General features: G+C 67.5%; 25 protein-coding genes and 1 pseudogene. 11 read left to right on the forward strand and 15 right to left on the reverse strand.

Annotated elements, in window-relative coordinates:
- The first annotated feature begins 132 nt into the window (after positions 1–132).
- Positions 133–276 (forward strand): hypothetical protein, encoded by a 144-nt coding sequence (locus tag ACIBL3_RS39600; protein ID WP_396359113.1) that lies wholly within the window; start codon positions 133–135, stop codon positions 274–276.
- A 51-nt stretch (positions 277–327) separates the two neighbouring features.
- Here the strand turns inward: ACIBL3_RS39600 and ACIBL3_RS39605 are convergent, their stop codons facing one another.
- Complete coding sequence (locus tag ACIBL3_RS39605; RefSeq protein WP_396359115.1) at positions 328–1,305, reverse strand: hypothetical protein; 978 nt, start codon at positions 1,303–1,305, stop codon at positions 328–330.
- A gap of 295 nt (positions 1,306–1,600) precedes the next feature.
- Between ACIBL3_RS39605 and ACIBL3_RS39610 the strand changes: the two genes are divergently transcribed.
- Entirely contained in the window at positions 1,601–3,640 is a 2,040-nt protein-coding gene (locus ACIBL3_RS39610; protein WP_396359116.1) for a glycoside hydrolase family 3 protein, read from the forward strand.
- 153 nt (positions 3,641–3,793) lie between these two features.
- Here the strand turns inward: ACIBL3_RS39610 and ACIBL3_RS39615 are convergent, their stop codons facing one another.
- Positions 3,794–4,651, reverse strand: a complete 858-nt coding sequence (locus ACIBL3_RS39615; protein ID WP_396359117.1) for an alpha/beta hydrolase — start codon at positions 4,649–4,651, stop codon at positions 3,794–3,796.
- A 159-nt stretch (positions 4,652–4,810) separates the two neighbouring features.
- Positions 4,811–4,936 carry a hypothetical protein gene (locus ACIBL3_RS39620; RefSeq protein ID WP_396359119.1) on the reverse strand — a complete coding sequence of 42 codons (126 nt, stop codon included), beginning with the start codon at positions 4,934–4,936 and terminating at the stop codon, positions 4,811–4,813.
- A gap of 314 nt (positions 4,937–5,250) precedes the next feature.
- On the opposite strand from ACIBL3_RS39620, the gene ACIBL3_RS39625 reads away from it, so the two are divergent.
- Positions 5,251–5,838 carry a GNAT family N-acetyltransferase gene (locus tag ACIBL3_RS39625; RefSeq protein WP_396359121.1) on the forward strand — a complete coding sequence of 196 codons (588 nt, stop codon included), beginning with the start codon at positions 5,251–5,253 and terminating at the stop codon, positions 5,836–5,838.
- Positions 5,839–6,315: 477 nt separating this feature from the next.
- Here the strand turns inward: ACIBL3_RS39625 and ACIBL3_RS39630 are convergent, their stop codons facing one another.
- The gene (locus tag ACIBL3_RS39630; protein ID WP_396359122.1) at positions 6,316–7,107 is read right to left on the reverse strand and encodes an SDR family NAD(P)-dependent oxidoreductase; all 792 of its coding nucleotides are present in this window, start codon (positions 7,105–7,107) and stop codon (positions 6,316–6,318) included.
- A 165-nt stretch (positions 7,108–7,272) separates the two neighbouring features.
- On the opposite strand from ACIBL3_RS39630, the gene ACIBL3_RS39635 reads away from it, so the two are divergent.
- Complete coding sequence (locus ACIBL3_RS39635; RefSeq protein ID WP_396359123.1) at positions 7,273–8,277, forward strand: sigma-70 family RNA polymerase sigma factor; 1,005 nt, start codon at positions 7,273–7,275, stop codon at positions 8,275–8,277.
- A 92-nt stretch (positions 8,278–8,369) separates the two neighbouring features.
- Here ACIBL3_RS39635 and ACIBL3_RS39640 read toward each other — a convergent pair whose 3' ends face one another.
- The gene (locus tag ACIBL3_RS39640; protein ID WP_396359125.1) at positions 8,370–8,612 is read right to left on the reverse strand and encodes a hypothetical protein; all 243 of its coding nucleotides are present in this window, start codon (positions 8,610–8,612) and stop codon (positions 8,370–8,372) included.
- 364 nt (positions 8,613–8,976) lie between these two features.
- On the opposite strand from ACIBL3_RS39640, the gene ACIBL3_RS39645 reads away from it, so the two are divergent.
- The 5 genes and pseudogenes from ACIBL3_RS39645 to ACIBL3_RS39665 all read left to right on the forward strand — a co-directional run bounded on the left by ACIBL3_RS39645 (position 8,977) and on the right by ACIBL3_RS39665 (position 14,218).
- Entirely contained in the window at positions 8,977–9,891 is a 915-nt protein-coding gene (locus ACIBL3_RS39645; RefSeq protein ID WP_396359126.1) for an NAD-dependent epimerase/dehydratase family protein, read from the forward strand.
- Positions 9,888–9,965 (forward strand): annotated as a pseudogene (locus tag ACIBL3_RS39650) (hypothetical protein); the annotation flags it as partial. The gene ACIBL3_RS39645 and the pseudogene ACIBL3_RS39650, both read left to right, overlap by 4 nt.
- 232 nt (positions 9,966–10,197) lie before the next feature.
- Entirely contained in the window at positions 10,198–10,665 is a 468-nt protein-coding gene (locus ACIBL3_RS39655; protein ID WP_396359199.1) for a sigma factor-like helix-turn-helix DNA-binding protein, read from the forward strand.
- 300 nt (positions 10,666–10,965) lie between these two features.
- On the forward strand, positions 10,966–11,847 hold the full coding sequence (gene sigJ / locus ACIBL3_RS39660) for an RNA polymerase sigma factor SigJ (RefSeq protein WP_396359127.1): 882 nt from the start codon (positions 10,966–10,968) through the stop codon (positions 11,845–11,847).
- A 199-nt stretch (positions 11,848–12,046) separates the two neighbouring features.
- Positions 12,047–14,218, forward strand: a complete 2,172-nt coding sequence (locus tag ACIBL3_RS39665) for an MMPL family transporter (protein WP_396359128.1) — start codon at positions 12,047–12,049, stop codon at positions 14,216–14,218.
- Between the two features lie 142 nt (positions 14,219–14,360).
- On the opposite strand, the gene ACIBL3_RS39670 is transcribed toward ACIBL3_RS39665, so the two are convergent.
- The 3 genes from ACIBL3_RS39670 to ACIBL3_RS39680 all read right to left on the reverse strand — a co-directional run bounded on the left by ACIBL3_RS39670 (position 14,361) and on the right by ACIBL3_RS39680 (position 15,705).
- Entirely contained in the window at positions 14,361–14,561 is a 201-nt protein-coding gene (locus ACIBL3_RS39670; protein WP_396359129.1) for a hypothetical protein, read from the reverse strand.
- A gap of 345 nt (positions 14,562–14,906) precedes the next feature.
- The gene (locus tag ACIBL3_RS39675) at positions 14,907–15,341 is read right to left on the reverse strand and encodes a VOC family protein (RefSeq protein ID WP_396359130.1); all 435 of its coding nucleotides are present in this window, start codon (positions 15,339–15,341) and stop codon (positions 14,907–14,909) included.
- A 7-nt stretch (positions 15,342–15,348) separates the two neighbouring features.
- On the reverse strand, positions 15,349–15,705 hold the full coding sequence (locus ACIBL3_RS39680) for a PadR family transcriptional regulator (protein WP_396359131.1): 357 nt from the start codon (positions 15,703–15,705) through the stop codon (positions 15,349–15,351).
- Positions 15,706–15,783: 78 nt separating this feature from the next.
- On the opposite strand from ACIBL3_RS39680, the gene ACIBL3_RS39685 reads away from it, so the two are divergent.
- The gene (locus ACIBL3_RS39685; protein WP_396359132.1) at positions 15,784–16,170 is read left to right on the forward strand and encodes a VOC family protein; all 387 of its coding nucleotides are present in this window, start codon (positions 15,784–15,786) and stop codon (positions 16,168–16,170) included.
- 379 nt (positions 16,171–16,549) lie between these two features.
- Here ACIBL3_RS39685 and ACIBL3_RS39690 read toward each other — a convergent pair whose 3' ends face one another.
- Positions 16,550–17,293 carry a helix-turn-helix domain-containing protein gene (locus ACIBL3_RS39690; RefSeq protein ID WP_396359133.1) on the reverse strand — a complete coding sequence of 248 codons (744 nt, stop codon included), beginning with the start codon at positions 17,291–17,293 and terminating at the stop codon, positions 16,550–16,552.
- A gap of 123 nt (positions 17,294–17,416) precedes the next feature.
- Between ACIBL3_RS39690 and ACIBL3_RS39695 the strand changes: the two genes are divergently transcribed.
- A complete protein-coding gene (locus tag ACIBL3_RS39695; RefSeq protein WP_396359134.1) occupies positions 17,417–17,977 on the forward strand; it encodes a TIGR03086 family metal-binding protein in 561 nt (186 codons plus the stop codon).
- 211 nt (positions 17,978–18,188) lie between these two features.
- Here the strand turns inward: ACIBL3_RS39695 and ACIBL3_RS39700 are convergent, their stop codons facing one another.
- The 6 genes from ACIBL3_RS39700 to ACIBL3_RS39725 all read right to left on the reverse strand — a co-directional run bounded on the left by ACIBL3_RS39700 (position 18,189) and on the right by ACIBL3_RS39725 (position 22,575).
- Positions 18,189–18,437, reverse strand: coding sequence for a hypothetical protein (locus ACIBL3_RS39700; RefSeq protein ID WP_396359135.1), 249 nt, complete (start codon positions 18,435–18,437; stop codon positions 18,189–18,191).
- A gap of 284 nt (positions 18,438–18,721) precedes the next feature.
- Entirely contained in the window at positions 18,722–19,714 is a 993-nt protein-coding gene (locus tag ACIBL3_RS39705; RefSeq protein WP_396359136.1) for a cyclase family protein, read from the reverse strand.
- A complete protein-coding gene (locus ACIBL3_RS39710) occupies positions 19,708–20,037 on the reverse strand; it encodes a hypothetical protein (RefSeq protein ID WP_396359137.1) in 330 nt (109 codons plus the stop codon). Before ACIBL3_RS39710 ends, ACIBL3_RS39705 begins: the two co-directional genes overlap by 7 nt.
- A complete protein-coding gene (locus ACIBL3_RS39715; protein ID WP_396359138.1) occupies positions 20,034–20,855 on the reverse strand; it encodes an ABC transporter permease in 822 nt (273 codons plus the stop codon). Before ACIBL3_RS39715 ends, ACIBL3_RS39710 begins: the two co-directional genes overlap by 4 nt.
- Positions 20,856–20,869: 14 nt before the next feature.
- Positions 20,870–21,703, reverse strand: a complete 834-nt coding sequence (locus tag ACIBL3_RS39720) for an ABC transporter permease (RefSeq protein ID WP_396359139.1) — start codon at positions 21,701–21,703, stop codon at positions 20,870–20,872.
- Positions 21,700–22,575 (reverse strand): ABC transporter ATP-binding protein, encoded by an 876-nt coding sequence (locus tag ACIBL3_RS39725; RefSeq protein WP_396359140.1) that lies wholly within the window; start codon positions 22,573–22,575, stop codon positions 21,700–21,702. Before ACIBL3_RS39725 ends, ACIBL3_RS39720 begins: the two co-directional genes overlap by 4 nt.
- Positions 22,576–22,578: the final 3 nt, after the last annotated feature.

Consider the following 22,578-nt stretch of genomic DNA (forward strand, 5'->3'; position numbering starts at 1 on the left):
GGACGCCTACATCTGGAGCATCGGCTACAGCGCTCAGGGCGAGGACCAGCCCTACGCCGAGTAGGAGCAGATCATGAAGTTCACAACTTGCTCACCTGGATCACCATTTTTCCGCCGATCACGCTCGTAGTCGTGATCCTCGGTCCGCTGCTCGAAGGGTTGCCCCTCGTCGTCCGGCTGGCCATCACCACGGCCGTGACGGTCCCGATCATGACCTGGGTCGTGATGCCGCGAGTCACCCGGCTGCTCCACGGCTGGCTGTACCCCCACAGCTGACCGCAACCTGTACATCCAGCCACCAAGGGGTGACCCGGCCCGCGCCGGCGGTCAGTCGACCCTGGTGAAAGTGTTGACCATCCAGGGCTCCCACTCGCCCGCGTCGGCGCGGATCGACCACACAACCGAGATCGTCCCGTCGGGGTTGACGGCGACCAGTCCGTCTTCGTCGAGGGCGTACTGGAATCGGGCGGGACCCACAAAGGTGAGCGTGCTGTCACCGACCCTGCCCTGGTAGCGATTGCCGTTCTCGGTGAACGGGCCGTTGTTGCTGAAGAAGATGATGCGGAACGTTCCGGTGCCGGCGTCGTAGTACCAGTAGTTGATTCCCTGCTGGGGCGGCTCGTCCCCGAACGCGGTCTCGTAGCTCTGAACCAGGAAGTAGCCGCCGTCCAGCCAGGAGAACCGGTCGGCGCTCGTCACCGGAACGCCGGAGCCGAACAAGGTGGTGTCCTCGGTCCGGTCGTCGCAACGCCAGGTCCCGATGAGCGGTTCGAGCCTCCGCAGCTCGGGGTGCGGGGCCGGGACTGTGTCCGTCGATGATTCTGCGCTGTCGTTTCGGAACGCGATGTCCATCCACGGCGCCCAGGCGATACCGTCCTCGGACCGCTCCCACAGCGCGCGCATCGACCGACGATCCTCGGCGACGGTCAGCGTCGAGCGGACGCGGGCAGTGGACGTGCCGGCCGGCTGGGCCGCGGTTGCGATGTCGCCGCCACCGGCGAAATGGAAGACGCCGCGCTCGTCGATCGTGAGGTGCATGAGCTCGGCGTTGCCGTCGCTGTCGAAGCTTCGGGCGAGGTAGCCGCCGGCCGGATCGGGCTCGCCGATGATCTCGATCGCTCGAACCGGCCCGTCCCCGACGGTCACATCGACGTGGTGGACGAGGAAATGGCCGCCCACGAGCACCTCATAGGTATCAGTTCCGACGACGGTGGTGCCTGGTTCGCCGACGACCTCGCCGGACGTCTGCCAGCGCCCGGCGATGGCGTGCAAGGCTTGATCCGGAGTGGGGTTGCGCTCGGGCATGGTCGCTCCCGATCTGCCAGCACGTGGCTTCCACCAGCACGAATGAGTCCATTTCGCTGACCCAGCAGATCGCCCCGACATCCAGGCCGCACAGTCGGCCCTGGCTGCGGCCAACGCCGAGCCCTGTCCCATCACCAAGTCTGCCTCAGCCGTTCCGGGTCCGACAGGCGTCCGCACCAGCCGCGATCGGCGCCGTCCGGCGCATGGGCGGGCGCAACGTCTTGACCTCGGGTGCGTGTCGCCGGAGCGTGGCAATGAAAGCGCTCCACCGCCTACTCGCCCCGAGGAGCTCGTCATGCGTTTGAGCGAATCACCACGTAGCATCTGGGCACGCCGGACCACCCACGCAGCGATCGCAGGCGCACTCGTCCTAGCACTTGCCACCACGCCGTCCGCCGATGCAGGCAGAACCGCCTTTCCTTCCGACCCCGGCCTGACGTCGTACCCGACCGATGCGTTAGGCCGTCCGCTGATCAGTAACACCGGGCAGGCCTATCTCGACCCGAGACTGCCGGTGCGGTCCCGCGTCCAGGATCTGCTGGGCAGGATGACACTGGAGGAGAAGGTCGGCCAGATGACGCAGGCAGAGCGCGGCGCCGTCTCGGACGACCCGACACTTGTCACCGCCTGGCGGCTCGGTTCGGTGCTGTCCGGTGGCGGCTCGGTGCCGACACCGAACACCCCGCAGGCATGGGCCGACATGGTCGACCGGTTCCAGGCCGCCGCGTTGCGGACCCGATTACAGATTCCTCTCCTGTATGGCGTCGACTCGGTACACGGCCACGGAAATTTGCTGGGGGCAACGGTCTTCCCGCATAACATCGGCCTGGGTTCGACCCGGGATCCGCGGCTGGTCGAGCGGATCGAGCATGTCGTCGCCGAGGAGACCCGCGCGACCGGTCCGCAATGGGCCTTCGCACCCTGCGTGTGCGTCGCGCGGGACACGCGCTGGGGGAGGACCTACGAGAGCTTCGCCGAGGATCCGGGGCTGGTCACCCGGTTCGCGTCGGCCATCGAAGGCTTCCAGGGCACCCGTCTCACGGACGTCGACCGGGTGCTGGCGACCGCCAAGCACTACGCCGGTGACGGCGACACCGAATTCGACACCGCGGCCGGCGACTACACCATCGACCAAGGTGTGACAGTCACGAACCGGCACGACTTCGCGCGGATCGACCTCGCGCCGTACCAGGCCGCCGTACGACGTCACGACGCCGGCACCGTGATGCCGTCGTTCTCCAGCGTCGACTGGACCGAGGACGGCATCGGGAACCCGGTCAAGATGCACGCGAACCGTGAACTCGTGACCGACGTCCTCAAGGGCAGGCTCGGGTTCGACGGCTTCGTCATCTCCGACTGGGAGGGGATCCACCAGATCCCTGGCGACTGGCCGACGCAGGTCCGGACCGGGGTGAACGCCGGCATCGACATGTTCATGGAGCCGTTCTCGGCGCTGCAGTTCGAGACCACCCTGCTTGACGAGGTCCGGGCCGGCCGGGTGTCGCAGGCGCGCCTGGACGACGCCGTACGGCGGATCCTGGCGAAGAAGTTCGAGTTGGGCCTCTTCGAGAAGCCGTACACCGACCGCACGCACCTCGCCAAGGTGGGGTCTGCGGAGCATCGGGCGCTCGCGCGAGAGGCCGTCGCGAAATCGCAGGTGCTGCTGAAGAACACCGGCGGTCTGCTGCCGTTGAGGAAGGACGCCAAGGTGTACGTCGCCGGCCGCAACGCCGACGACATGGGCAACCAGGCGGGCGGCTGGACGCTCAGCTGGCAAGGCGCTTCGGGCCAGCACCGGCTGCCGGGCAACACGATCCTCGACGGCATCCGGCAGGTCGCTCCGGATGCGCAGGTGACGTACAGCAAGGACGGCTCGGCCCCGACCGCGGGCAGTGATATTGCGGTCGTGGTCGTCGGCGAAACTCCTTATGCGGAGGGCTTCGGCGACGTCGGTGGTCCTGAGTGGGCGTTCGACCCGGAGGACGGTGGAGTACCGCGCGAAGCGAAGAGCCTCGACCTGCAAGCAGTGGACCAGACTGTCATCGACAAGGTATGCGGTGCGATCGCCAAGTGCGTGGTGCTGGTCGTGTCCGGCCGACCGCAGGTGATCCCGCCGGCGCAGCTCAGCACGATCGATGCACTGGTGGCGTCCTGGCTCCCTGGGTCGCAGGGCGAGGGCGTGGCCGACGTACTGTTCGGCCAGCGCCCATTCACCGGCAAGCTGTCCCACACCTGGCCACGCAGCGCCGACCAGGAGCCGATCAACATCGGCGACCGCGATTACGACCCCCTCTATCGCTTCGGTTGGGGTCTCCGAACCGCCGTCAGCCGCTAGACCGACGCGACGGATCGAGTCCGGTGAGTCGCGCTGGTCGGGGCACGGATGACCGGTCCGCGGCCGATGTCGATGACCTGATGTAGACGAGCACGTGGTGGTAGTTGGCCGAGGTCCCGCCGGGCGGGAGCTCCGGCGGGAGATCGAGGCTGGCTAGCTCGCTTTGGCCGGGACGAACCGCCTGATGAAGTCGAGCGCGGTCTGGGCGACTTCTTCCCAGCCGTGGTCGATGGTCAGCGCGTGGCCGCGGTCGGGCATCTTCTTGATCTCGGTGACGCTCGGGTTGCGCCGTTGCCGTTTGTAGGCGGCGTTCGCGATCGCCCAGGGAACCGTGTGGTCCTTCTCCCCGTCGAGGATCAGCAGCGGGCCCCGGTCGGGGTTCTTCGTGTCGACCTTCGACTCGGTCCAGGGGTTCAGGTTGGCAGTGCCCATCTGCGCCAGCGCGATCCCCGACCCGGCCACGTGGTAGGTGTCGTACAGGCGGTGCGCCTCGTCGTCATTGAGGGCGTTCGCCCAGCCGTAGTTGAACTGGTCGAAGGTGAGCGTGATGGCTCTGCCCCGATAGCGGGGGTTCACCAGGAAGGGTCCGGCCGTCTTGAGCGTGGACAGGGGCAGCGGCAGGACGCCGCGAAACACGCCCGGGTCGATGGCAACCGTGGCTGCCGACAGCCCACGGCCGGCGAGCATCTGGGCGACCAGTCCGCCGGTCGAGTGGCCCATCACGACGGGCTTCTTCTCGAGCTTGCCGATCACGTCGGCGGTGTGGTCGGCAACCTGCTTCAGTGTCTTCTTGGCAAGGGCATCCGGGTTCGCCCGCGCCTGCTCAACCGTCTCAGGATCGTCGGGCCAGTCCGGCGTCAGCGGCGCGTATCCGGCCTGCTGGAACAAGTCTGCCCAGTTGGCCCAGCTGCTCGGCAGCAGCCAGAGACCGTGGACGAAGACGACCGGCGTGGTACCGGAGGCGTTTGCCGCCTCGATCTCCCTGTCCTCCCGCGCCGAAATGGACACCATGGCGAACCCCCTCTCCGTCGCAGTGGAAGATCATCCGACCCAGCGAGCCGACGACGAACTCATCCTAAGCATGCAGTGCCAGCTCCGGCGATCCCCAGTCGCGCCGCACGTCCGCGCCTCAGGCAGGCGATCCAATGTCGCCGCCCATCGGCGGTCACCTCATAGTTCGCCACCGAGCGCATCAACGAGGCCCTCTCTGGCCAGGCCAAGACGACGCAGCAACTCTGCATCCGCGTCATTGTCGGGGTCGAACCGATCCGGCAGCCCTGCGATCGAATCGGCCACGTCGGGTCCGTCGGCGCGGCGACCTGCACCGCGCCCCCGCGGTGATGCCCGGGCATGCCAGGTGATCCGAACGCGCACTCATCTCGTCATGTGCGTGCGATGGCCGATGCCCCAGTGGTCGCCCGGCTTCCAGCGCACCACGAGCGGCACCACGAACTCTCTGCAGGGCCCCGCAGGCTGTGATCCGCCAACGGATGCGCGACACAAGTCCGCCAATTGATCCGCGACAGCTAGGAGCCGGGGCGACCGCATGGGCGCCTGGCAGTGTGGGCTACCGGACGCAGAGCGTCCGGAATCGGGGGTACGTTGCGAGTATGTCCGACTTCAGGATCAAGGCGCTCACGCCGGAGACGTTCGACGACTTCGCCGCTCTCGTCGAGCGGAACAAGGGCATGTTCGCCAGCTGCTGGTGCACGCATTTCCATCCCGCCTGCGCGGAGAAGGGCCAGAGCGCCGAGGGAAATCGGGCGCTCAAGCAACGTCTGGTGGCCGATGGGATCGCGCACGCGGCGCTGGTCTACGACGGCGATCGGGCCGTCGCCTGGGCGGAGTACGGATCACCCGAGGAGCTGCCCAACATCCAGCACCGCAAGGAATACCTGGCCACTGCGGAGCGACTGCCCGACTACCGGGTGACCTGCATCCTGGTCGAGCGCGGCCTTCGTGGTCAGGGCCTGGCGGCGATCGCCCTGCGCGGTGCCGTCGAGCTGATCGCGCAGGCCGGCGGCGGCCTGGTCGAGGGCTACCCGCACGACACCGGCGGGGTCCGGAAGAAGAACTCGTCGTTCCTCTACAACGGCACCCGCACGATGTACGAGCGCGAGGGCTTCACCTACGACCGGCCCAAGGGTCTGGGCAACTGCGTGATGGTGCGCGAGGTCGCCCCGAGCAAGCGCGGCTGAACCGGTCCAGCGCTCCACGCGGAGAAGACGGCTACCCGGCACCGCGCCGTCCCTACGAGTCGCTTGGCTTCTCCACGATTGCGCGTAGTGAGCAGACCACTTGCGATTACTCTGACCGACGCCCGAGATCCCAGCAACGGCGCCGACGGTCCGTAGCGCGCGATTGTGTTCGGCGCCCTCCTGGAATGTCACCGCGAGGATAGTCAGGACGGCCGGCGGTATGAGCGCCGCCCCGAGCCCCTGGAGGGCCCAGTAGGTCGGCCAACCTGCCGCCGAGGAGCTGAAATCCGCCGAGCATGAGACCGTACGCGATGACGATCCATTGCAGGGGCGCTGCCCGACGCCAAGATCCTGCTGGATCGAGGGGGCGACGTGCACGGTCGCGAACATCGAGCACGACCATGAAATGCGCCGTGTTGGACAGGAGGAGAACGATTGCTTTGCTCGTGTGTGTTCTGGTGGACACAGCGGTCTCCGTCAGTCGTCCAGGCTGCCCATGGTCAGATTGACCGTGGTTCCGGTCATCCCGCTTGCTTTGTCGGATGCCATGAAGACCGCCACGGCCGCCATCTCCTCGAGCGTCATCAGGCGTCGCGGGTGCGTTCTGGCTGCGAGCAGCTCCTGCCACTGATCCCAGGTCATGCCTGATGCCTTCGCGCGAGGCTCGTAGGCGTCCTTGATCGTGCGTGTTTCCGGCATGCCCTGTGGTCGCAGGCCAACCACGCGAATGCCGTGCGGTGCGAGCTCGGCGGACAGTTGACGAGTGAGTGCCTCCTTGGCGGCCTGGGCCGGACCGTAGCCTCCGACCAGGGGGATGCCCGTCCGCGAGTGGAGCGCGGTGACGGTCATGACCACCCCGGATTCGTTCGGAATCATTCGCCGCGCCGCCAGTCGTGCGGTCAGGAAGTACGACGTGAGGTAGGTCGTGACCGCAAGGGAGAAGCGCTCGGCATCCAGCTCGGTCAAGGGCAGACCGACGATCCGCGCATTCGGGATTCCGATCGCGTTGAACGAGATGTCGATCCGGCCCGCCGTGTCGATCACCGACTGCAGATGCGTCTCCACGGCCTGCTCGTCGAGAGCGTCAACCTCTGCCGCCGCTGCGGATCCGCCGGCGGAAACGATGTCCTTGGCAACTGTCTCGACCGCTGCCAGGTCGCGCCCGGTGAGAAAGAGCTTGGCGCCCTCCTGCGCGAAGGCGCGCGCCACCGCACCGCCGATCCCGCCGCCGGCCCCGTAGACCACCGCAACTTTGTCCTTCAGCATCATCTCTGGGTCCTTTCGCCAACCGTCGGACGGCCCGGTCGTCCGAACCGTCGATGATGCAGACACCGCGGCGCGGGAAACTGGGCGCACCTCAAGCGCCCAGTTCGCTGCTGTGCCGGTGTCTGTACAGGATGGAAGTACGACCAGATGCGAGGAGAAGGTGAGCGCGTGACAGCCGAACTGATCTCAAGGGCGCGGGCCGGGGACGGCGACGCGTTCCGGGAGCTGACCGAGCCGTACCGCCGCGAGCTGCAGGTGCACTGCTACCGGATGCTCGGCTCCATCCAGGACGCCGAGGACATCCTGCAGGAAACGCTGCTGGCCGCCTGGCAAGCTTTCGGCAACTTCGAGGGCCGCTCCTCGGTCCGCACCTGGCTGTACCGGATCGCCACCAACCGCTGCCTGAACGAGCGTCGCTCCGCCGGCCGGCGACCCGCCAAGGAGTGGAACGTGCCCAAAGTTGAACCGCCCGAGCCGACCCGGCTCGGCGAGATCGTCTGGCTGGAGCCGTTCCCCGACGCCCTGCTCGAGGGTGCGACCGCCGTACCGCTCGGCCCGGAGGCCCGCTATGAGCAGACCGAGACCATCTCCCTCGCTTTCGTGACTGCCCTTCAGACTCTGCCGCCTCGCCAACTCGCCGTGCTGATACTGCGCGACGTCCTTGGATTCCACGCCAACGAGGTGGCCGAGATGCTGGACTCGACCGTCGAATCGGTCACCAGCGCCCTCAAACGGGCGCGCGCCGGCCTGCAGCGTTCCTGGCCGGCGGCCGAGCATGAACCGCCGCCCGGCGCCGACTCGCCGGCCGAGGATGTGCTCGTGGCGCGGTTCGTCAGCGCGTGGGAGTCCGCCGATCTCGACGCGCTGGTGGCCCTCCTCACCGACGACGCCTTCATCTCGATGCCGCCGATGCCCTTCGAGTACGAGGGCCGAGATGCCGCCGAGCGCTTCTGCGCCAGCATCTTCGACTCGGGGCGCCGGTTCGACCTCGTACGGACGCGCGCCAACGGTCAGCCGGCGTTCGGAGCCTACCTGCGCGCCCCGAGCGGCATGCGCCATGGGACCGGCCTCTACGTCCTCACCCTCACCGGCGACCGGATCTACGCGATGACCCATTTCGACAAGAGCGTGCTCCCCTGGTTCGGGCTACCACGATCGCTCCCGAGCCGTTAGCGGCACCGCCGGTGCGTCCACAGGGCTGCTGCGAAGCGCGTGAGCACCGGCGTACGGCGAAGGATGAACTCGAACGATCAGCCATCGGGGGATCAGATCGGTGGGCATCCTTCAAGCAGGTCGTGTCGATCGCTCATGCGCGCCAGCCGGTGGGTGGACTGGAGGGTGGCGGACAGTCTGGCCAGCTGGTGGCACCCCGCGGTGATCGCCTCCTGCACCGTTGGCCAATGGTCGACGCACCAGTAAGGATCGTCGGGTTGGCGGTCGTGGTCGTCGTCGATGTCGGCGCACCAGCCACCGGTGAGGACGTGATGGATGTGTAGTCGGAGATTCATGGTCGTGTGCTTGTCCAGGTGAAATCAGAACGGAAGTAGCCGACCCGACGGTGTACGAAGATCGAGGCCGTCCGGGCGCCTGCGCCTGAGCGTTCGAATCGGCTTCGGCCGAATCAGGACCTGGTGCATTGGATTCACCTCCTTCGAGTTTGCTGCTGTACGGCAAAGGTGCCGGCTGGTGTGGTTGCTCTCACTGGTACGACGATGCAGTCCGCCGGAATGTGACATGGCGATTGGTACTGGTATCCGGCCATCAGTCGCCAGGGAGCTTCTCCCACGTTCTTCGCTCCGCATGTCACAGATGGCGGCGGGTATGTCGTCTCGGTGTCAGAGACAGACTGTGGAAGAGGGAGAGGTGATAGCCGTGCGAGTGTTCGTGGCAGGCGGGAGCGGGGCTCTGGGGCGGCGATTGGTACCGCAGTTGGTGGCGCGTGGCCACCAGGTCACGGCGACGACGACGAGCGCGGGCAAGCTGGGGCTGCTGGCCCAACTGGGCGCGCATGGGGTCGTGATGGACGGACTGGATGCGGCATCGGTTGGTGAGGCGGTGGCCGCGGCTCGGCCGGACGCGATTGTGAATCAGATGACGGCGCTTTCCGTGGCGCACGCCGGCAAGCCCAACTTGAGGAAGGCCGACCGCTTCTTCGCTGGTACCAACCGGCTACGCAGCGAAGGGATCGACCACTTGCTGGCCGCGGCTGAGGCGACCGGCGTCTCCCACGTCGTCGCGCAGGGCCACGCCAGCATGAACGGAATCCGCACAGGCGGATGGGTCAAGACCGAGGAGGACCCGCTCGAGGTGATCGAGGGAACGAAGGCGATCAGCCACCTCGAGGACGTGGTGGTCAACGCCGGCGGAGCGGTCCTGCGGTACGGCGCGTTCTACGGACCCGGCGCCACTGACGACCAGGTCGAGCTCGTGCGAAAGCGCCTGTATCCCCTCGTCGGGGGCGGCACCGGCTACGTCTCGTGGGTGCACCTCGACGACGCTGCAAGCGCCACCGTCCTCGCGGTGGAGCAGCGGGCGAGGGGTGTGTTCAATATCGTCGACGACGAACCGGCACCGGTCAGCGAGTGGCTGCCCTACCTCGCCAAGTGCGCCGGGGCCAAACCGCCGCGGCGGGTCCCCAAGTGGCTGGCCCGACTGCTCGCCGGCGAGATGGTCGTGGGCATGATGACCGAGGGGCGTGGCTTCTCCAATGCCAAGGCCAAACGGGAGCTCGGCTGGCAACTGCGCTACCCATCGTGGCGCCAGGGCTTCGAGAAAGAGTTGGGGTGACCCGGACCGACGAGTTCGAGGAGCTGCGGCCGCTGCTGTTCGCGATCGCCTACCGGATTCTGGGCAGCGTGGGCGAGGCCAAGGACGCGGTGCAGGACGCCTGGCTGCGCTTCGAGGCCTCCCCGGACGCAAACCAGGTCGACCAAGGCCTTCCTCGCGGCCGCGGTCACGCGCGTCTCGATCGACGTACTGCGCTCGGCGCGCTCCCGGCGGGAGGAGTACGTGGGGGAGTGGTTCCCCGAACCGCTGCTGAACGACCCGTACGACGATCCGGCGCGGTCGGCGGAGCTGGCGGACTCGGTGTCGATGGCGGCCCTGTTGCTGCTCGAGCGGCTGACCCCGCTCGAACGGGCGGTCTTCGTGCTGCGGGAGGTGTTCGGGTTCGGCCTTCCGGAGGTCGCAGATGCCGTCGGCCGTTCGGAGGCAGCCTGCCGCCAACTCGCAGTTCGCGCGCGACGCCACATGGACGTCGGGCGGCCTCGCTTCGAGGCGGACCGCCGGGAACGCCAGGAGCTGGCGGCGCGGTTCTTCGCTGCGCTCCGGGATTGGGTTGGCGGGTGTACTCGGACTCTCCGTCTCCGAGGTCAGCCAGGACACCGTCGGAGTGGCGCTGCCTGGATGCACGATCACCTTCGTACGTGGTCCCGCGAACCGGCCTACCGGCGTGGTTCTGACTGGTGCCAACGCACCAGTTGGTCAGGTTGCCGGCCTGCGGTACCTGCGTGCACCGCTGTGATGCGCGTCCTCGAGGTCGGACGTTGCGGCGTCAGATAGGGTGCCGCAAGCTGCTGCTGATCGGGGGTGCCCTCTTCGGCATCGCCTCGTGCTCGCTGCCTACTCCACCAGCCCACAGACGCCCATCGCCGCTCGGGGGCTGATGGGCATCGCCGGAGCCACCCTCGCGCCGTCGACCCTGGCCCGGATCACCAACATGGTCAAGCGCCGGCCTCACATTTCGGTGCGCTGTCTCGTCGAACTGGTGAGGGCAGCTGCGACTAAAGGGAAGCCGGCGAGACCATGACCACCCAATCCGGGCCAGGAGGCGGCCTGGCCGATCCAGGTCTGAGCGTGATCATGAGCGAGCATCGTCGGCTGATCAACCTCACCTACCGGCTCCTCGGCTCGCTGGCCGAGGCTGAGGATGCCGTGCAGGAGGCGTACGCACGCTGGTACGCCCTGTCCCGCGAGCAGCAGACGGCCATCGGATCGCCCGGCGGCTGGCTGACGAAGGTCGCCAGTCGCATCTGCCTCGACCTGCTGAGCTCGGCACGCGCCCGGCGGGAGCGCTACGTGGGCGAATGGCTCCCCGAGCCGCTGCCCGAACCTACGGAGTGGATCAGCGGCCGGCCGGGCGGCATCACGGCGGACCCGGCCGACCGAGTCACCCTCGACGAGTCGGTCAGCATGGCCTTCCTCGTCGTGCTCGAATCGATGACCCCGGCCGAGCGGGTCGCCTTCATCCTCCACGACGTATTCCGCTACCCCTTCGCCGAGGTTGCCGAGATCGTCGGCCGTACGCCGGCGGCATGTCGCCAGCTGGCCGTGTCGGCCCGCCGCCGGCTCCGCGTGTCGCAGACTCCGGCGACTTCGGGAGCCCGGCGCGCCGACCTCGTCAGGGCCTTCAAACAGGCCTGGGAGGCGGGAGATATCGACGCCCTCATCGGCCTGCTCGACCCCGACGCGACCGCAATCGGCGACGGCGGCGGCCTCGTCACCGCCGCGCTCCGCCCGATCCAAGGCGGCGAGCAGATCGCGCGCTTGGCCGTCGATGTCGCCGGCCGGGCGCCCGGCAACCTGACGTTCCTGGAGCGTAGGGTCAACGGCCAGCCCGGCCTGGTCGTGCAGCAAGACGGCGTCACCGTGGTGGTGCTGGCGTTCGGTGTCGCGGGCGACCGGATCACCCATATCTGGGCCGTGCGCAATCCCGAGAAGCTCCGTTCCTGGGCAACGGAATGACGCGCCGCTCCACCCCGTCGGGCCTGCGGAGAGCCGCCGCCCACTCCCGCAGGCCTCCGCGAGATGTTGCACGGATGTTGCGCGCCGCGTGGGACGGGAGGGGTTTGTCGGCCGGCAATGGCCGCTGTCAATGTCACGCAACGCAGGTCTGAAACGTCGTACATGCAGGAAGACATCTGCGACGCGGAGGGATTTGATCATGAGTGAGTCGGGCATCCCCGGGCCGTTGGCTCGACTGGTCACGCATCCCACGGCCAAGTGGGTCATCGTCGCCGCCTGGGTGGTGCTGTTGGTGGGCTGTGGCTCGTTCGCCGGCCAGCTGTCGAAGGTGCAGGAGAATGATGTCGCGGCCTGGCTACCGGGCAACGCGGAGTCGACCAGGGCGATCGACGCGACGGGCAAGTTCTTCCCGCCCGACCAGGCGCCGACGGTGCTCGTCTACGAGCGTACGTCGGGGATCACCGACGCCGACAGGCAGGCCATCCAGGCCACCATTGACAGCTTCAGGAAGCTCGAGCACGTCAACAACGTCGAGCCGATCGCAGATCCGACGACTGGCGCGCTGGCGGACTACCAGCTGTCCAGGGACGGTCAGGCCGCGACGGCCACGATCAACATCGACCCCGGCACGGGCGGGTGGGAGACGCTGCTCGACGTCGTCAAGCAGATGCGGGCCGCGCGTGGCGACCTGCCTGATGGCCTCGGGATGCAGGTGACCGGCCCCGGAGGCACCGGCGCCGACTTCATGGCGGCCTTCAGCGGCGGGGACGTCTGGGTGATGCTCATCGCGGGCCTGGTCGTCATCGTCGCGCTGCTTTTCACGTATCGCAGCCCGGTGCTGTGGCTGTTCCCGGTGCTGTCCGCAGTCTTCGCCATGACGGTTGCCATGGCTCTGGTGCGTGGCCTGGTCGCCCTCGACTGGGTCACCGTCAACGGCCAGACCCTGTTCATCCTCCCGGTGCTCGTCTTCGGCGCCGCGACCGACTATGCGCTGCTGCTCGTCGCCCGCTACAGGGAAGAGTTGCGCCGCCACCCGGACAAGCACGAGGCGATGGCCATCGCTCTCCACCGCGCCGGTCCGGCCGTCTTCGCGAGCGGCGTGACGGTGTGCATCGGCCTGCTCTGCCTGGTGGTGGCCACGATGACGCCGACCGCCAGCCTCGGTCCGGTCTGCGCAATCGGCGTGCTCGTCGGCTTGGCCGCGATGCTCACGCTGCTGCCGTCGCTGCTGTTGATCTTCGGTCGCGGGGTGTTCTGGCCGGCGCGCCCCGGCTTCGGCTCCGCCGACCACACCCAGGACTCCATCTGGGCCCGCGTGGGCACGGCTCTCGCGCGGCGTCCGCGGAAGATCTGGGTCGGTACGGCGCTCGCCCTCGGTGCGCTCGCATTCGGCGTACTGAGCCTCAACGCCACGGGGCTCACCAACGAGGCCGCCTTCATCAACAAGCCGGAGTCGGTCCAGGGCCAGAAGACCCTCGCCCGCCACTTCGACGCCGGCACCGGCAGCCCGGTCATCGTCTTCGCTGACTCCACCAAGGCGGAGCCGGTGACGACCGCGATCGCCGGGGTCCCCGGTGTCGATCCGCAGGTCTATCCTTTCCTCGACCCTGCCAACGGGCAGCCCAAGCTCGCCGACGGCACCGTGATGCTGCTGGCCAACCTGACCGCCGGCGGCGACACGGACGAGGCCCGCGACACGGTCGAGGAGATCCGCAATGCCGTGCACGCGGTCGACGGATCGGCACTGGTCAGCGGCAACTCGGCGCAGACACTAGACATGCTCGAGGCGGCGTCGACCGACAACAAGCGGGTCATCCCGCTCGTGCTGCTCGTCGTCTTCCTGGTCCTTTGTGTCCTACTCCGGGCTCTGATCGCCCCGCTGCTGCTGCTCGGCACCGTCGTACTCTCGTTCTTCGCCGCACTCGGGATCAGCTCGCTGCTGTTCGTCCATGTGTTCGGCTTCGACGGCGCCGACCCGTCGTACCCGCTGTGGTCGTTCGTGTTCCTCGTGGCGCTTGGTATCGACTACAACATCTTCCTGATGACGCGGGTCCACGAGGAGAGCAAACGGTCCGGCACGCGTAGTGGTGCCCTGATCGGCCTGCGCGCGACCGGCGGCGTGATCACAGCGGCTGGCATGGTGCTGGCGGGCACGTTCCTGGTGCTGGCCACGCTGCCTCTGGTCTTCGCGGCCGAGCTCGGCATCACGGTTGCACTGGGCGTGCTGCTCGACACACTGATCGTGCGCTCGGTGTTGGTCACCTCGCTCACGCTGGACGTCGGACGATTCATGTGGTGGCCCAGCGCGCTCTTTCACCAGGAGGGCCCGGACGCCACGCTCGAGTCGGAGCTCGAGCCCGAGAAGGTCTGATCCATCGAGCCCAAGCTCGCCGGCTGCCCGAGGGAGCCAGCGGTCCGGTGCGAGGACGCGCACCTGGTCGACCCGACCGGCCCCGCCCCGACGAACTGTGACGGGGCAGACATGAGCGGGATCAGCATCCGCTGGGCATGATTCACGAGCACCTGCTGTCCCGCCCGGATGGCCTCCTCGTTTCCCAGAGGTTGACGACGAAGCGGCGCCCCTGACCGAGGTCGATGCTCACACTGCCTTCGAAACCTGGCTGGGCGGCGTGCACCCGGTCGAACTCTGCCATCTGGTTGGCGGCGGCCAACTTCTCGGGGTCGTAGGTGTTGAGTCGCAGGGTCGCGAACACGATTGTTCTCCTCTTCCTGGGCCGCAACAGGTCAAGCGGCCAACCAGGTCACGTCTGCAGTCTGCGCTGCGAGTGCCTGGGCGAGCACGGCGGCCACTTGCACGGTGAGGTCTGCGTCGACCTGCTCGCCCGACCGACCGGGCCCAGCCCGTCGCGTTCGCGGCCAGTCCAGGCTCGCCCTGCCGTCGTGACCCCGCCTTCAGACGAAGTGGGTGCTGACGAGTCGGCCTCAGCGCGTTCGAGGGCCCATCCGAGCGCCGGCCGACAAGCCAGTGAGACCGGTCGAACCGCCGCGAGTCGGAGAGTCCTGGTTGGTTGAGAGGGCCCGGCCGCGCGAGCCAGTCGCTAGACCTGGGGTGGCGTGCGCGAGGTGATGTCGTCGGGGGTGAATTCTTCGCGGGCGGTGGAGATTGCCCATCGGTGTCCGAAGGGATCTGCGAGGACGCCGTATCGCTCTCCCCAGAACATCTCCTGCACGGGTATCTCGACGACCGCTCCGGCATCGATCGCGCGCTCTGCCACCGCGTCGACGTCGTCGACGTCGAGGTGGAGCAGCACCGGAGACCCGCCGATCGTCGGTGGGGCGAGGGCGTTCAGCGAAGGTGTCTCCTCGCTGATGAGAACTCGGCCCGCCCCGACGGCCAGCTCGACGAACAGGACTGTGCCATCGGGCAAGGTGTTGCGGAACAGTTCGACCGCGCCGAAAGCTCGCTCGTAGAAGCCCACTGCATCGTCTGTGTGCTGGACGAAGAGGTGGGGTGTCAGAGCGATCGGTCCCATGCTTTGCTCACGTCCCTGTGCCTCTCTTCGCCAGTCCCACACTTGAGGCCGCTCGGGCGAGCCGCGAGATGAGCTCGGCTTCCGCCTCTGCGGCACGCTGGCCGAGTTCGGTGAGCCGATAGTAGCGGCGTCTGGCGTCGTGGGGAGCGTCGGCGTCCTGTCCCTCTACCTCTTCCACGAGTCCGTCGGCCGCCAACCGGGAGATCGTCCGGTACAGCGTGCCTGGCGGCAATCGGATCCTGCCGTCAGTGGTCTGCTCCGCGAACCGCATGACGGCATAGCCGTGGGCCTCGCCTGAGGCGAGGGCCAGGAGCACCAGAAACCCGGCCTGAGTGAGCGACGGAACGGGGTTGACAGAACTCACGGGAACAGCATACAGTCCCATTTAGATATACCCAAGTCAGATATATCCGAGGCGAGACTCTCCGAAGGAGGAGGACCGATGCGCATCGGGCTGACGAGCATTTACGTCGACGAGCAGGACAAGGCCGAGCGGTTCTACACCGAGGTGGTCGGCCTCCAGGTCAAGACCAACGCGCCCTACGGCCCCCATGAGCGCTGGCTCACGGTGGTCTCACCCGAGGACCCCGACGGATTCGAGTTGGCGCTGCACCTGGCCGACGACCCGGCGCGGGCGTTCCAGCGGGCCAGCCGGGCAATCGGCCGGCCCATGATGTCGCTGCGCACCGACGACTGCCGGCGGGAAGCCGAACGGCTCAAGGCCAACGGCGTGGCGTTCGTCGCCGAACCCGCTGCGAGGGACTATGGGGGTACGGATGCGGTCTTCGACGACACGTGCGGCAACCTGATCAACCTCCACCAGGACTGACCAAGCTCAGTCGTTCGACTTCGCAATGTCGAGTCGCGCCTGCGACTCGCCGGAAGTGGCCGGGCGGGCAGCACGAGTACGCCGCAGGCGTTTAATCCGCCGAAACAGTACTACCCGTCGCTGGGGGATTCCGTCGGATTCGGGCTCCAGTTGACCGGTTCTTCGACATGCTGAACGCTGGCATGTACGACACCACAGACGCCCGGCAGTACTGCGACCCCACAGCACCGGTGTCCGCAGTTCGTACCACCCCGACTCCACGGCCGACGACCGCCGATCCAGCACCCACCGGCCCGCGACCCAACAGCTCGAGCCAGGTGGTGTTCTCACTCGGCTCCGGGAAGGACAGCCGGGCGATCGGTTCCTGATTCAGGTGTCGTCAGTAGCGTTCCGCGTAGCGAGCTGGGGACTCGCCGAACATCGACTTGAAGTCGCGGGTGAAGTGGGCCTGGTCGGCGTAGCCGAGCTGGCACGCCAGGTCGGCCCAGTCCACTTCGCCGCCGGCGGCCAGGCGCTCGGTCACCTCGTGCAGCCGGTAGCGGCGGATCACCCACTTCGGCCCGATCCCGACGTACTCGGCGAACAGCCGCTGTAACTGCCGGACGCTGAGGCCGGAACTGCGGGCGAGTTCGTCGACCCTGGTGATCTCGGGCTTCGCCGCCACCCGCACTACGATGTCGGCCACCTCCTGAGCCCGCGGATCCGGCTCGGGGAGGTGCGCCCGCAGGAACGCCTCGACAGAGGGTACGTCGACAGGATCCGGCAACCAGGGTCCGAACACCTCACGGGCATCGATCACCCGGTCCGTGATCGTCGAAACAGCGGCATCGAGGAACGGCCGGAAGCACCCCGGACGGAACTCGACGCCGAACACTCCACTACACCCCTTCAGCACCTTCACCTGATGCTTGCTGCAGACGCCATTCACGGTCGCGCGCCCTTCCAGAAACGTCAGGTGCACGACTGGGTAGGGAACGATCAGCTGCCGATACGGCTCGGCGTAGTCCCAGGTGACGATCCAGTATCGCTGCACATAGGCGGCCAGGTCCGGCGACGGCTGCGGGTAGGCGTGGCGCTGGTACGTCGTCCACGCACTCCTCAGCTCACGCGGATCCCGGGACACACCGGCAGGCTATTCGCCCATCCACAGATCACACTGTCGTGGACCAGCCTTGCCGGTCAACGGCGGTCACCGATGTCGCGTTTGTTCAAGACGTCGCGTGGGCGACCGCCCTACTGTCGGGGCATGTCTGAGGTTGAGCTCATGGCCCGCGCGGCGGCGCCCTTCACTGCGATCGTTCGCAGTATCAAGCCTGATCAGCTCAGTGCGCGGACCCCGTGTGCGGAGTACGACGTACAACGGCTGATGAATCACCTGTTGTTCTGGGCTCCGTCGCTGGAAGGGGCCGCGCGCAAGCAGTCCGTGCTGCCGCCCGTAGCTGCCGAGTCGGAGGTGGATCTGATCGGGAACGATCTCGAGGCGCTGAGCCGGACCGCGGCAGCATGGAGTGAGCCCGAGGCGTGGCAGGGCGTGACACAGATGGGTGGGCAAGAGCTGCCAGGTGCGCTGGTGGGTGGGATGGTGCTGGTCGAGCTCGTCGTCCACGGGTGGGATCTCGCCCGGGCGACCGGTCAGGAGCTGTCCTTCGACGAGGAACTGCTGATCTATCTGTACGACGAGACGGCGAAGCAGGCGGGGTCTGGTCGGCAGATGGGTGTCTATGGACCAGAAGTCGCCGTACCGGACTCGGCACCGATGCTCGACCGGATCCTCGGCCTGACCGGTCGCGACCCGGCTTGGGGCTAATCCGGCTCTCCTTACTTCAGGTCGGGGTGGGTGAGTCCGCCGCCGTTAAGGAGCGATGAGCTCCCCGCGAATGGGCCACGGTGAACTCCTGTCAGCGGCCATGCGGATCGGGCTCATCCATCTGTCGCGGTCTCCGTCGGCGTCGCCTGGCTCGATCTGACCAGCGTCGAGCAGTAGGTGCCTCAGCCCCAGGTGAGATGGGTGAGCTGAATCAGGTTGCCGCAGGCATCGTCAAGGACGGCGATGACGGAGCCGGTGGCGGATGTGACCGCACCGTGAACTTCACGCCTTGTGCGGTCAAGCGATCGTGCTCCGCCGGGGCGTCGCTGACCAGGAACTGAGTGGCGGGCTGGCCCTGGTTGTACAGCGCTTCCTGGTACGCCTTCCCCGCCGGATCCGCGTTGGATTCCAGGATCAGCTCCACTCCCTCCGGATCGACGGCGGCGGTTGGCGAGCCCATGGGCGAGGGAGCGATCAAGCCAAGGCAGCCGAGCGTCGGAAGCGGAAGGGCTCGATGAACCGGCGGAACTGCGTGAGCAGTGCAACGCGGCCGCGGCCGCGAAGGCTCGGCTGAGAAGACTGTCGATGTGGAGGTCGACCCGATCGCCGACCGTGTGGCTGAGGTGCGTGTCCGACGAGGAACACACACCTTGGCCACACGTTTGAGGTTGAACGGTTGAGCGGGTTTGGTGTGTGAGGGTTGTGTGCGTCGCCGGGTATCAGGTGCGCTGTACCGGGCGGGCGTCACTTGATGGCCAGGGCGTTGGGTGGGGAGCCGACGCCGCCGAGGATGTTGAGTGGTTTTGCGGTCAGGAGGAACTCGTAGACGCCGTCGGCGGCGCAGTCCGCGGCCAGCTCGTGCAGTCTCCAGAGTTCGCCGAGGTGGATGCCGAGGAGGGCGATGAGTTCGGGGTGAATCATCCGGCCGACGTTGCCGTGGAAGGGGGAGTCGGGGACGCTCGGCATCACTTCGACCGCGACGGTGTCGGTCGCCACCATCGAGAAGTGGTGGTCCCAGATCCAGGCGAGCGTCTCGGAGGACTGTCGCAGGCCGCAGAACTGGCGGGTGGTCGAGAGCGCGGATTTCTCCTCGGTGGTCAGCTCTTCGATTGCGTGCCGGGCCCAGCCGGTGTGGATCAGGAGGATGTCGCCGGCCTGCAGGTCGACGTTCTGCGCGGCCGCGACATCGTCGAGGGTCCTTGTGTCGATCGCTTCGGCGCTGCGCAGATCGAGCGGCTGCCCGATGGCGGCGAGGTGGCGTGCGACGTCCAGGAGGACGCCCCGACCGACGATTCCCTTCGCGGCGGCGTGCTGGATTCCGAGTGCCGGTGAGCCGACTGCGATCGAGTCGTCGGTCACACCTCCGTAGAAACCGTGGACGGGATGCCGATGGTGCCGGAGGCCGTCGATCTGAGAGCTGACCTGCAGGTAGTAGTCGTCGAGCCGGTCGTCGCGGACACAGCCGTCGTGGCGGGAGAGCATGGTGTGCTGGACCGGCCGCCGGTTGGGAGACACGGGCGGTGTGAACGCGTTCGCCTCGTAGTCCAGGCTGAAGACCGTTCCTCGACGGACCAGACCTGCCGCGGCCCGGGCCTCGTCCTGGCCGAGCAGGTTCAACGATCCCAGGTGGTCGTCCGGGCCGAAAACACCCCACGACGACCCTGGCGGCTGCCCGTCCTGTCGATCGAGCAGTTGGGAGTAGGTCGGAAGGGACATGGCGTCCACGGAAGTCAGCATCCGTTCTCCGCGTCGACTCGGTCGACCCAGTAGAGCTGGGAGAGCAGGGTCACGTTCTGCGGCGGGACGTCGAGGAGTACGACGGTTTGGAGGTTGCCGTGGCTGCCGCCGTATCGGCCGTAGCGCTGGAGGTCCTCGAGCTGTGTCGGTCCTGGGACGTAGGAAAGCTGCACGACGACGTTCTGCGGACTCGTGGTGCCGACGAGGCAGCCAGCGAGCTTGTCGGCCGCCGTCGCGCGGCCGTAGAGGTGCGGACCGCCGTACAGGAGCGCCAGGAGCAGGATCCCGAAAATGATGCGGGACAGCGCCATTCGCCTGGTCATCGACCGCCCCTTCCGCTCGCGTCGGTGATGGTGCCCCACTTGACCACGGTGTGCTTGGCGATCAGGGACACCGTCACGCGTTCCAGGAAGACTCCCAGTACGGCGACCGTGATGCAGCCGGCGAGGATCTGGTCCGACCGCTGGTTGAGGGCAGCCCGGTTGATCCACTGTCCCAATCCCTGGGGCGCGCCGAGGAGCTCGGCGGCGATCAGTGCGCGCCAGGCGAAGCTCAGACCGACGCGGACGCCGGTGAGTATGTCCGGCAGCGCACCGGGGAGGATCACAGTCCGCAGGACCTCCCATCGTCCGCCGCCCATCGTCCGCACCGATTGCGCCAACGACGGCTGCACTCTGGACACACCCAGCGCGGCGTTGGCGAACACCACGAAGAAGACTCCGTTCCAGATGACGAAGGTCGACATCGCGAGGCCGGTTCCGAACCAGGCCAGCGCGAGCGGGATCCAGGCGATGCCGGCGATTCCCGACATCGCGTTGACCAGCGGCTCGAGCGACACCCGCACGGCGCCGCTGAGCCCGGCCAGGACGCCGAGGACGATCCCGGTCGCGATGCCCGCGCCGCCGCCGAGCAGCAACCGGGTTGCGCTGACGAGGATGTCGGAGAAGAGGCCACCACCAGAGGCCGCTTCCCACCACGCACTCGTCACCGCTGCGGGCGACGGCAGAGTGAAGGCCGGAACTCCCAGCACGGTGGTGGCCAGGATCCACAGGCCCAGCATGATCAGCAGTGATGCCGCGGTCTTCGTCCAGGCCGACCGTCTGACGGCCGATGAGACGTTCACGAGAGTCGTCGTACTCATGGTGTCGTGCCCCCTCAGAGCGATGACCATCGGCCGGCGACGATCTGCTCCCAGGGGAAGAGGAACAGTCGATCGATGACCAGGAAGAGGATGCTGATGACGATCATCACCGCGACGATCTCGTCGATCTGGTTGGTCGAGCGTGCACGGGACAGCAGTTCGCCCAGGCCGCCGCTGCCGATGATGAGTTCGCCGGCGACGACGGAGCGCCAGCCGTAGCTGAACGCGAGCCTGATGCCGACGACGATGCCGGGTGTCGCGCCAGGCAGGTAGACAGCGCGGATCGTGTGCAGGGTGCCCGCGCCCAGCGGCTTCAGGCCGTTCACGTACACCTGCGGGATCTTCTGTACGCCGGTCATGGCGGAGAACAGCAGTGGGATCGCCGCGGTGTAGACGAGGGTCGCGTACACCGCCTTCTCGGTGAATCCGAGCCAGACGATGAACAACGGGATGAGGGCGATGGCGGGGACGTTGCTGATGAACCGGACCATCGGCTGGATCAGCCCCGCGGCTGTGGTGTTCAAGGCGAGCAGGATTGCCAAGGGCAACACCACTGCGACGGTGATTCCGGTGCCGATGAGCAACGTCGTGAAGCTGCTCTGCGCGGCGGCGGGAAGGATTCCCCGGGTGACCAACTCGGCCGCGGCATCGGCGACCCGGGCCGGGCCGGGCACGATGGTGTCGTCGTCGATCCTCTCGGCGGTCAACTGCCACAGCGGGAGCAGAACGGCGAACGGGATGGCCTGCAAGAGCCAGACGCGCGGTCGGCCCGACACACGGAACCGGTGCAACGCTGCCCGCTGCCCACCGTCGCCCCGCGTGGTCAGAGGTGCGGTCGTCACGGTCATCGCTGAGCCTGCTTCCCAGTCTCGGGCGGGGCAGCCCGGCCACGCACGAGTTCGAAGACGTGGGAGACGATCTCCTGGAGCCGGGTGTCGGTGGCCATGGCCTCCCAGGTCCGCTGACCGGGCGGGTGGTTCACCGGGACGATCTCCAGTACGCGCCCGGGCCGCGCGGTCATCGCCACGACGTAGTCGCCCAGGAAGACGGCCTCGTCCACGCTGTGCGTGATGAAGACGACTGTGCGCTGCGTCGTCTTGGCGAGCCTGATCAACTCTTCCTGAAGGGTGAGGCGGGTGATCGCGTCGACGGCCGCGAACGGTTCGTCCATGAGGATCACCGGTGGCTCGGGCGCCCAGGTCCGGGCGACCGCCACCCGCTGGCGCATGCCTCCCGACAGCTCGCGCGGGTACTTGCTCTCGAAGCCTTCGAGCCCGATCAGCTTGATGAGCTCGGCGACCCGCCGATTGCGCTCGGCTTTCGGTACGCCGGCGATCTGGAGTCCGTGAGCGATGTTGTCGGTCACGGTCCGCCAGGGGAGTACGGCGAGTTCCTGGAAGACCATCCCGCGCTCGCGGGACGGGCCGTCGATCGGTTTCCCGTCGTACAGCACCTGGCCCCGGCTCGGCTTGATGAGTCCCGCGAACATGCCGGCCAGGGTGGACTTGCCGCATCCGCTCGGGCCGACGATGGTGACGAAGTCGCCTTCGCGGATGGTCAGGTTGACGTCATCCAGCGCGGTGACCTTGGAGCCGCGTACTACGTACTCGTGGCTCAGACCAATGGCCTCGAGTAGCGGTTTCCGCGCGGAATCGGACGTCGGCACCATGTCGGCCCCCTCCTGCCTGGCCGGCGCCACCAGACTCGTCTGTCGCGTCATCGC

It is taken from the genome of Kribbella sp. NPDC050124, from assembly GCF_044460355.1.
Lineage (GTDB): Bacteria > Actinomycetota > Actinomycetes > Propionibacteriales > Kribbellaceae > Kribbella.

Bases quoted from the DNA above. Each gene is read 5' to 3' on its own strand.
- ACIBL3_RS39605 (WP_396359115.1), bottom strand. From the start codon at position 1,305: ATGCCCGAGCGCAACCCCACTCCGGATCAAGCCTTGCACGCCATCGCC.
- ACIBL3_RS39610 (WP_396359116.1), top strand. From the start codon at position 1,601: ATGCGTTTGAGCGAATCACCACGTAGCATCTGGGCACGCCGGACCACC.
- ACIBL3_RS39615 (WP_396359117.1), bottom strand. From the start codon at position 4,651: ATGGTGTCCATTTCGGCGCGGGAGGACAGGGAGATCGAGGCGGCAAAC.
- ACIBL3_RS39625 (WP_396359121.1), top strand. From the start codon at position 5,251: ATGTCCGACTTCAGGATCAAGGCGCTCACGCCGGAGACGTTCGACGAC.
- ACIBL3_RS39630 (WP_396359122.1), bottom strand. From the start codon at position 7,107: ATGATGCTGAAGGACAAAGTTGCGGTGGTCTACGGGGCCGGCGGCGGG.
- ACIBL3_RS39640 (WP_396359125.1), bottom strand. From the start codon at position 8,612: ATGAATCTCCGACTACACATCCATCACGTCCTCACCGGTGGCTGGTGC.
- ACIBL3_RS39655 (WP_396359199.1), top strand. From the start codon at position 10,198: ATGGCGGCCCTGTTGCTGCTCGAGCGGCTGACCCCGCTCGAACGGGCG.
- sigJ (WP_396359127.1), top strand. From the start codon at position 10,966: ATGAGCGAGCATCGTCGGCTGATCAACCTCACCTACCGGCTCCTCGGC.
- ACIBL3_RS39665 (WP_396359128.1), top strand. From the start codon at position 12,047: ATGAGTGAGTCGGGCATCCCCGGGCCGTTGGCTCGACTGGTCACGCAT.
- ACIBL3_RS39675 (WP_396359130.1), bottom strand. From the start codon at position 15,341: ATGGGACCGATCGCTCTGACACCCCACCTCTTCGTCCAGCACACAGAC.
- ACIBL3_RS39685 (WP_396359132.1), top strand. From the start codon at position 15,784: ATGCGCATCGGGCTGACGAGCATTTACGTCGACGAGCAGGACAAGGCC.
- ACIBL3_RS39695 (WP_396359134.1), top strand. From the start codon at position 17,417: ATGTCTGAGGTTGAGCTCATGGCCCGCGCGGCGGCGCCCTTCACTGCG.
- ACIBL3_RS39700 (WP_396359135.1), bottom strand. From the start codon at position 18,437: ATGGGCTCGCCAACCGCCGCCGTCGATCCGGAGGGAGTGGAGCTGATC.
- ACIBL3_RS39705 (WP_396359136.1), bottom strand. From the start codon at position 19,714: ATGCTGACTTCCGTGGACGCCATGTCCCTTCCGACCTACTCCCAACTG.
- ACIBL3_RS39710 (WP_396359137.1), bottom strand. From the start codon at position 20,037: ATGACCAGGCGAATGGCGCTGTCCCGCATCATTTTCGGGATCCTGCTC.
- ACIBL3_RS39715 (WP_396359138.1), bottom strand. From the start codon at position 20,855: ATGAGTACGACGACTCTCGTGAACGTCTCATCGGCCGTCAGACGGTCG.
- ACIBL3_RS39720 (WP_396359139.1), bottom strand. From the start codon at position 21,703: ATGACCGTGACGACCGCACCTCTGACCACGCGGGGCGACGGTGGGCAG.
- ACIBL3_RS39725 (WP_396359140.1), bottom strand. From the start codon at position 22,575: ATGACGCGACAGACGAGTCTGGTGGCGCCGGCCAGGCAGGAGGGGGCC.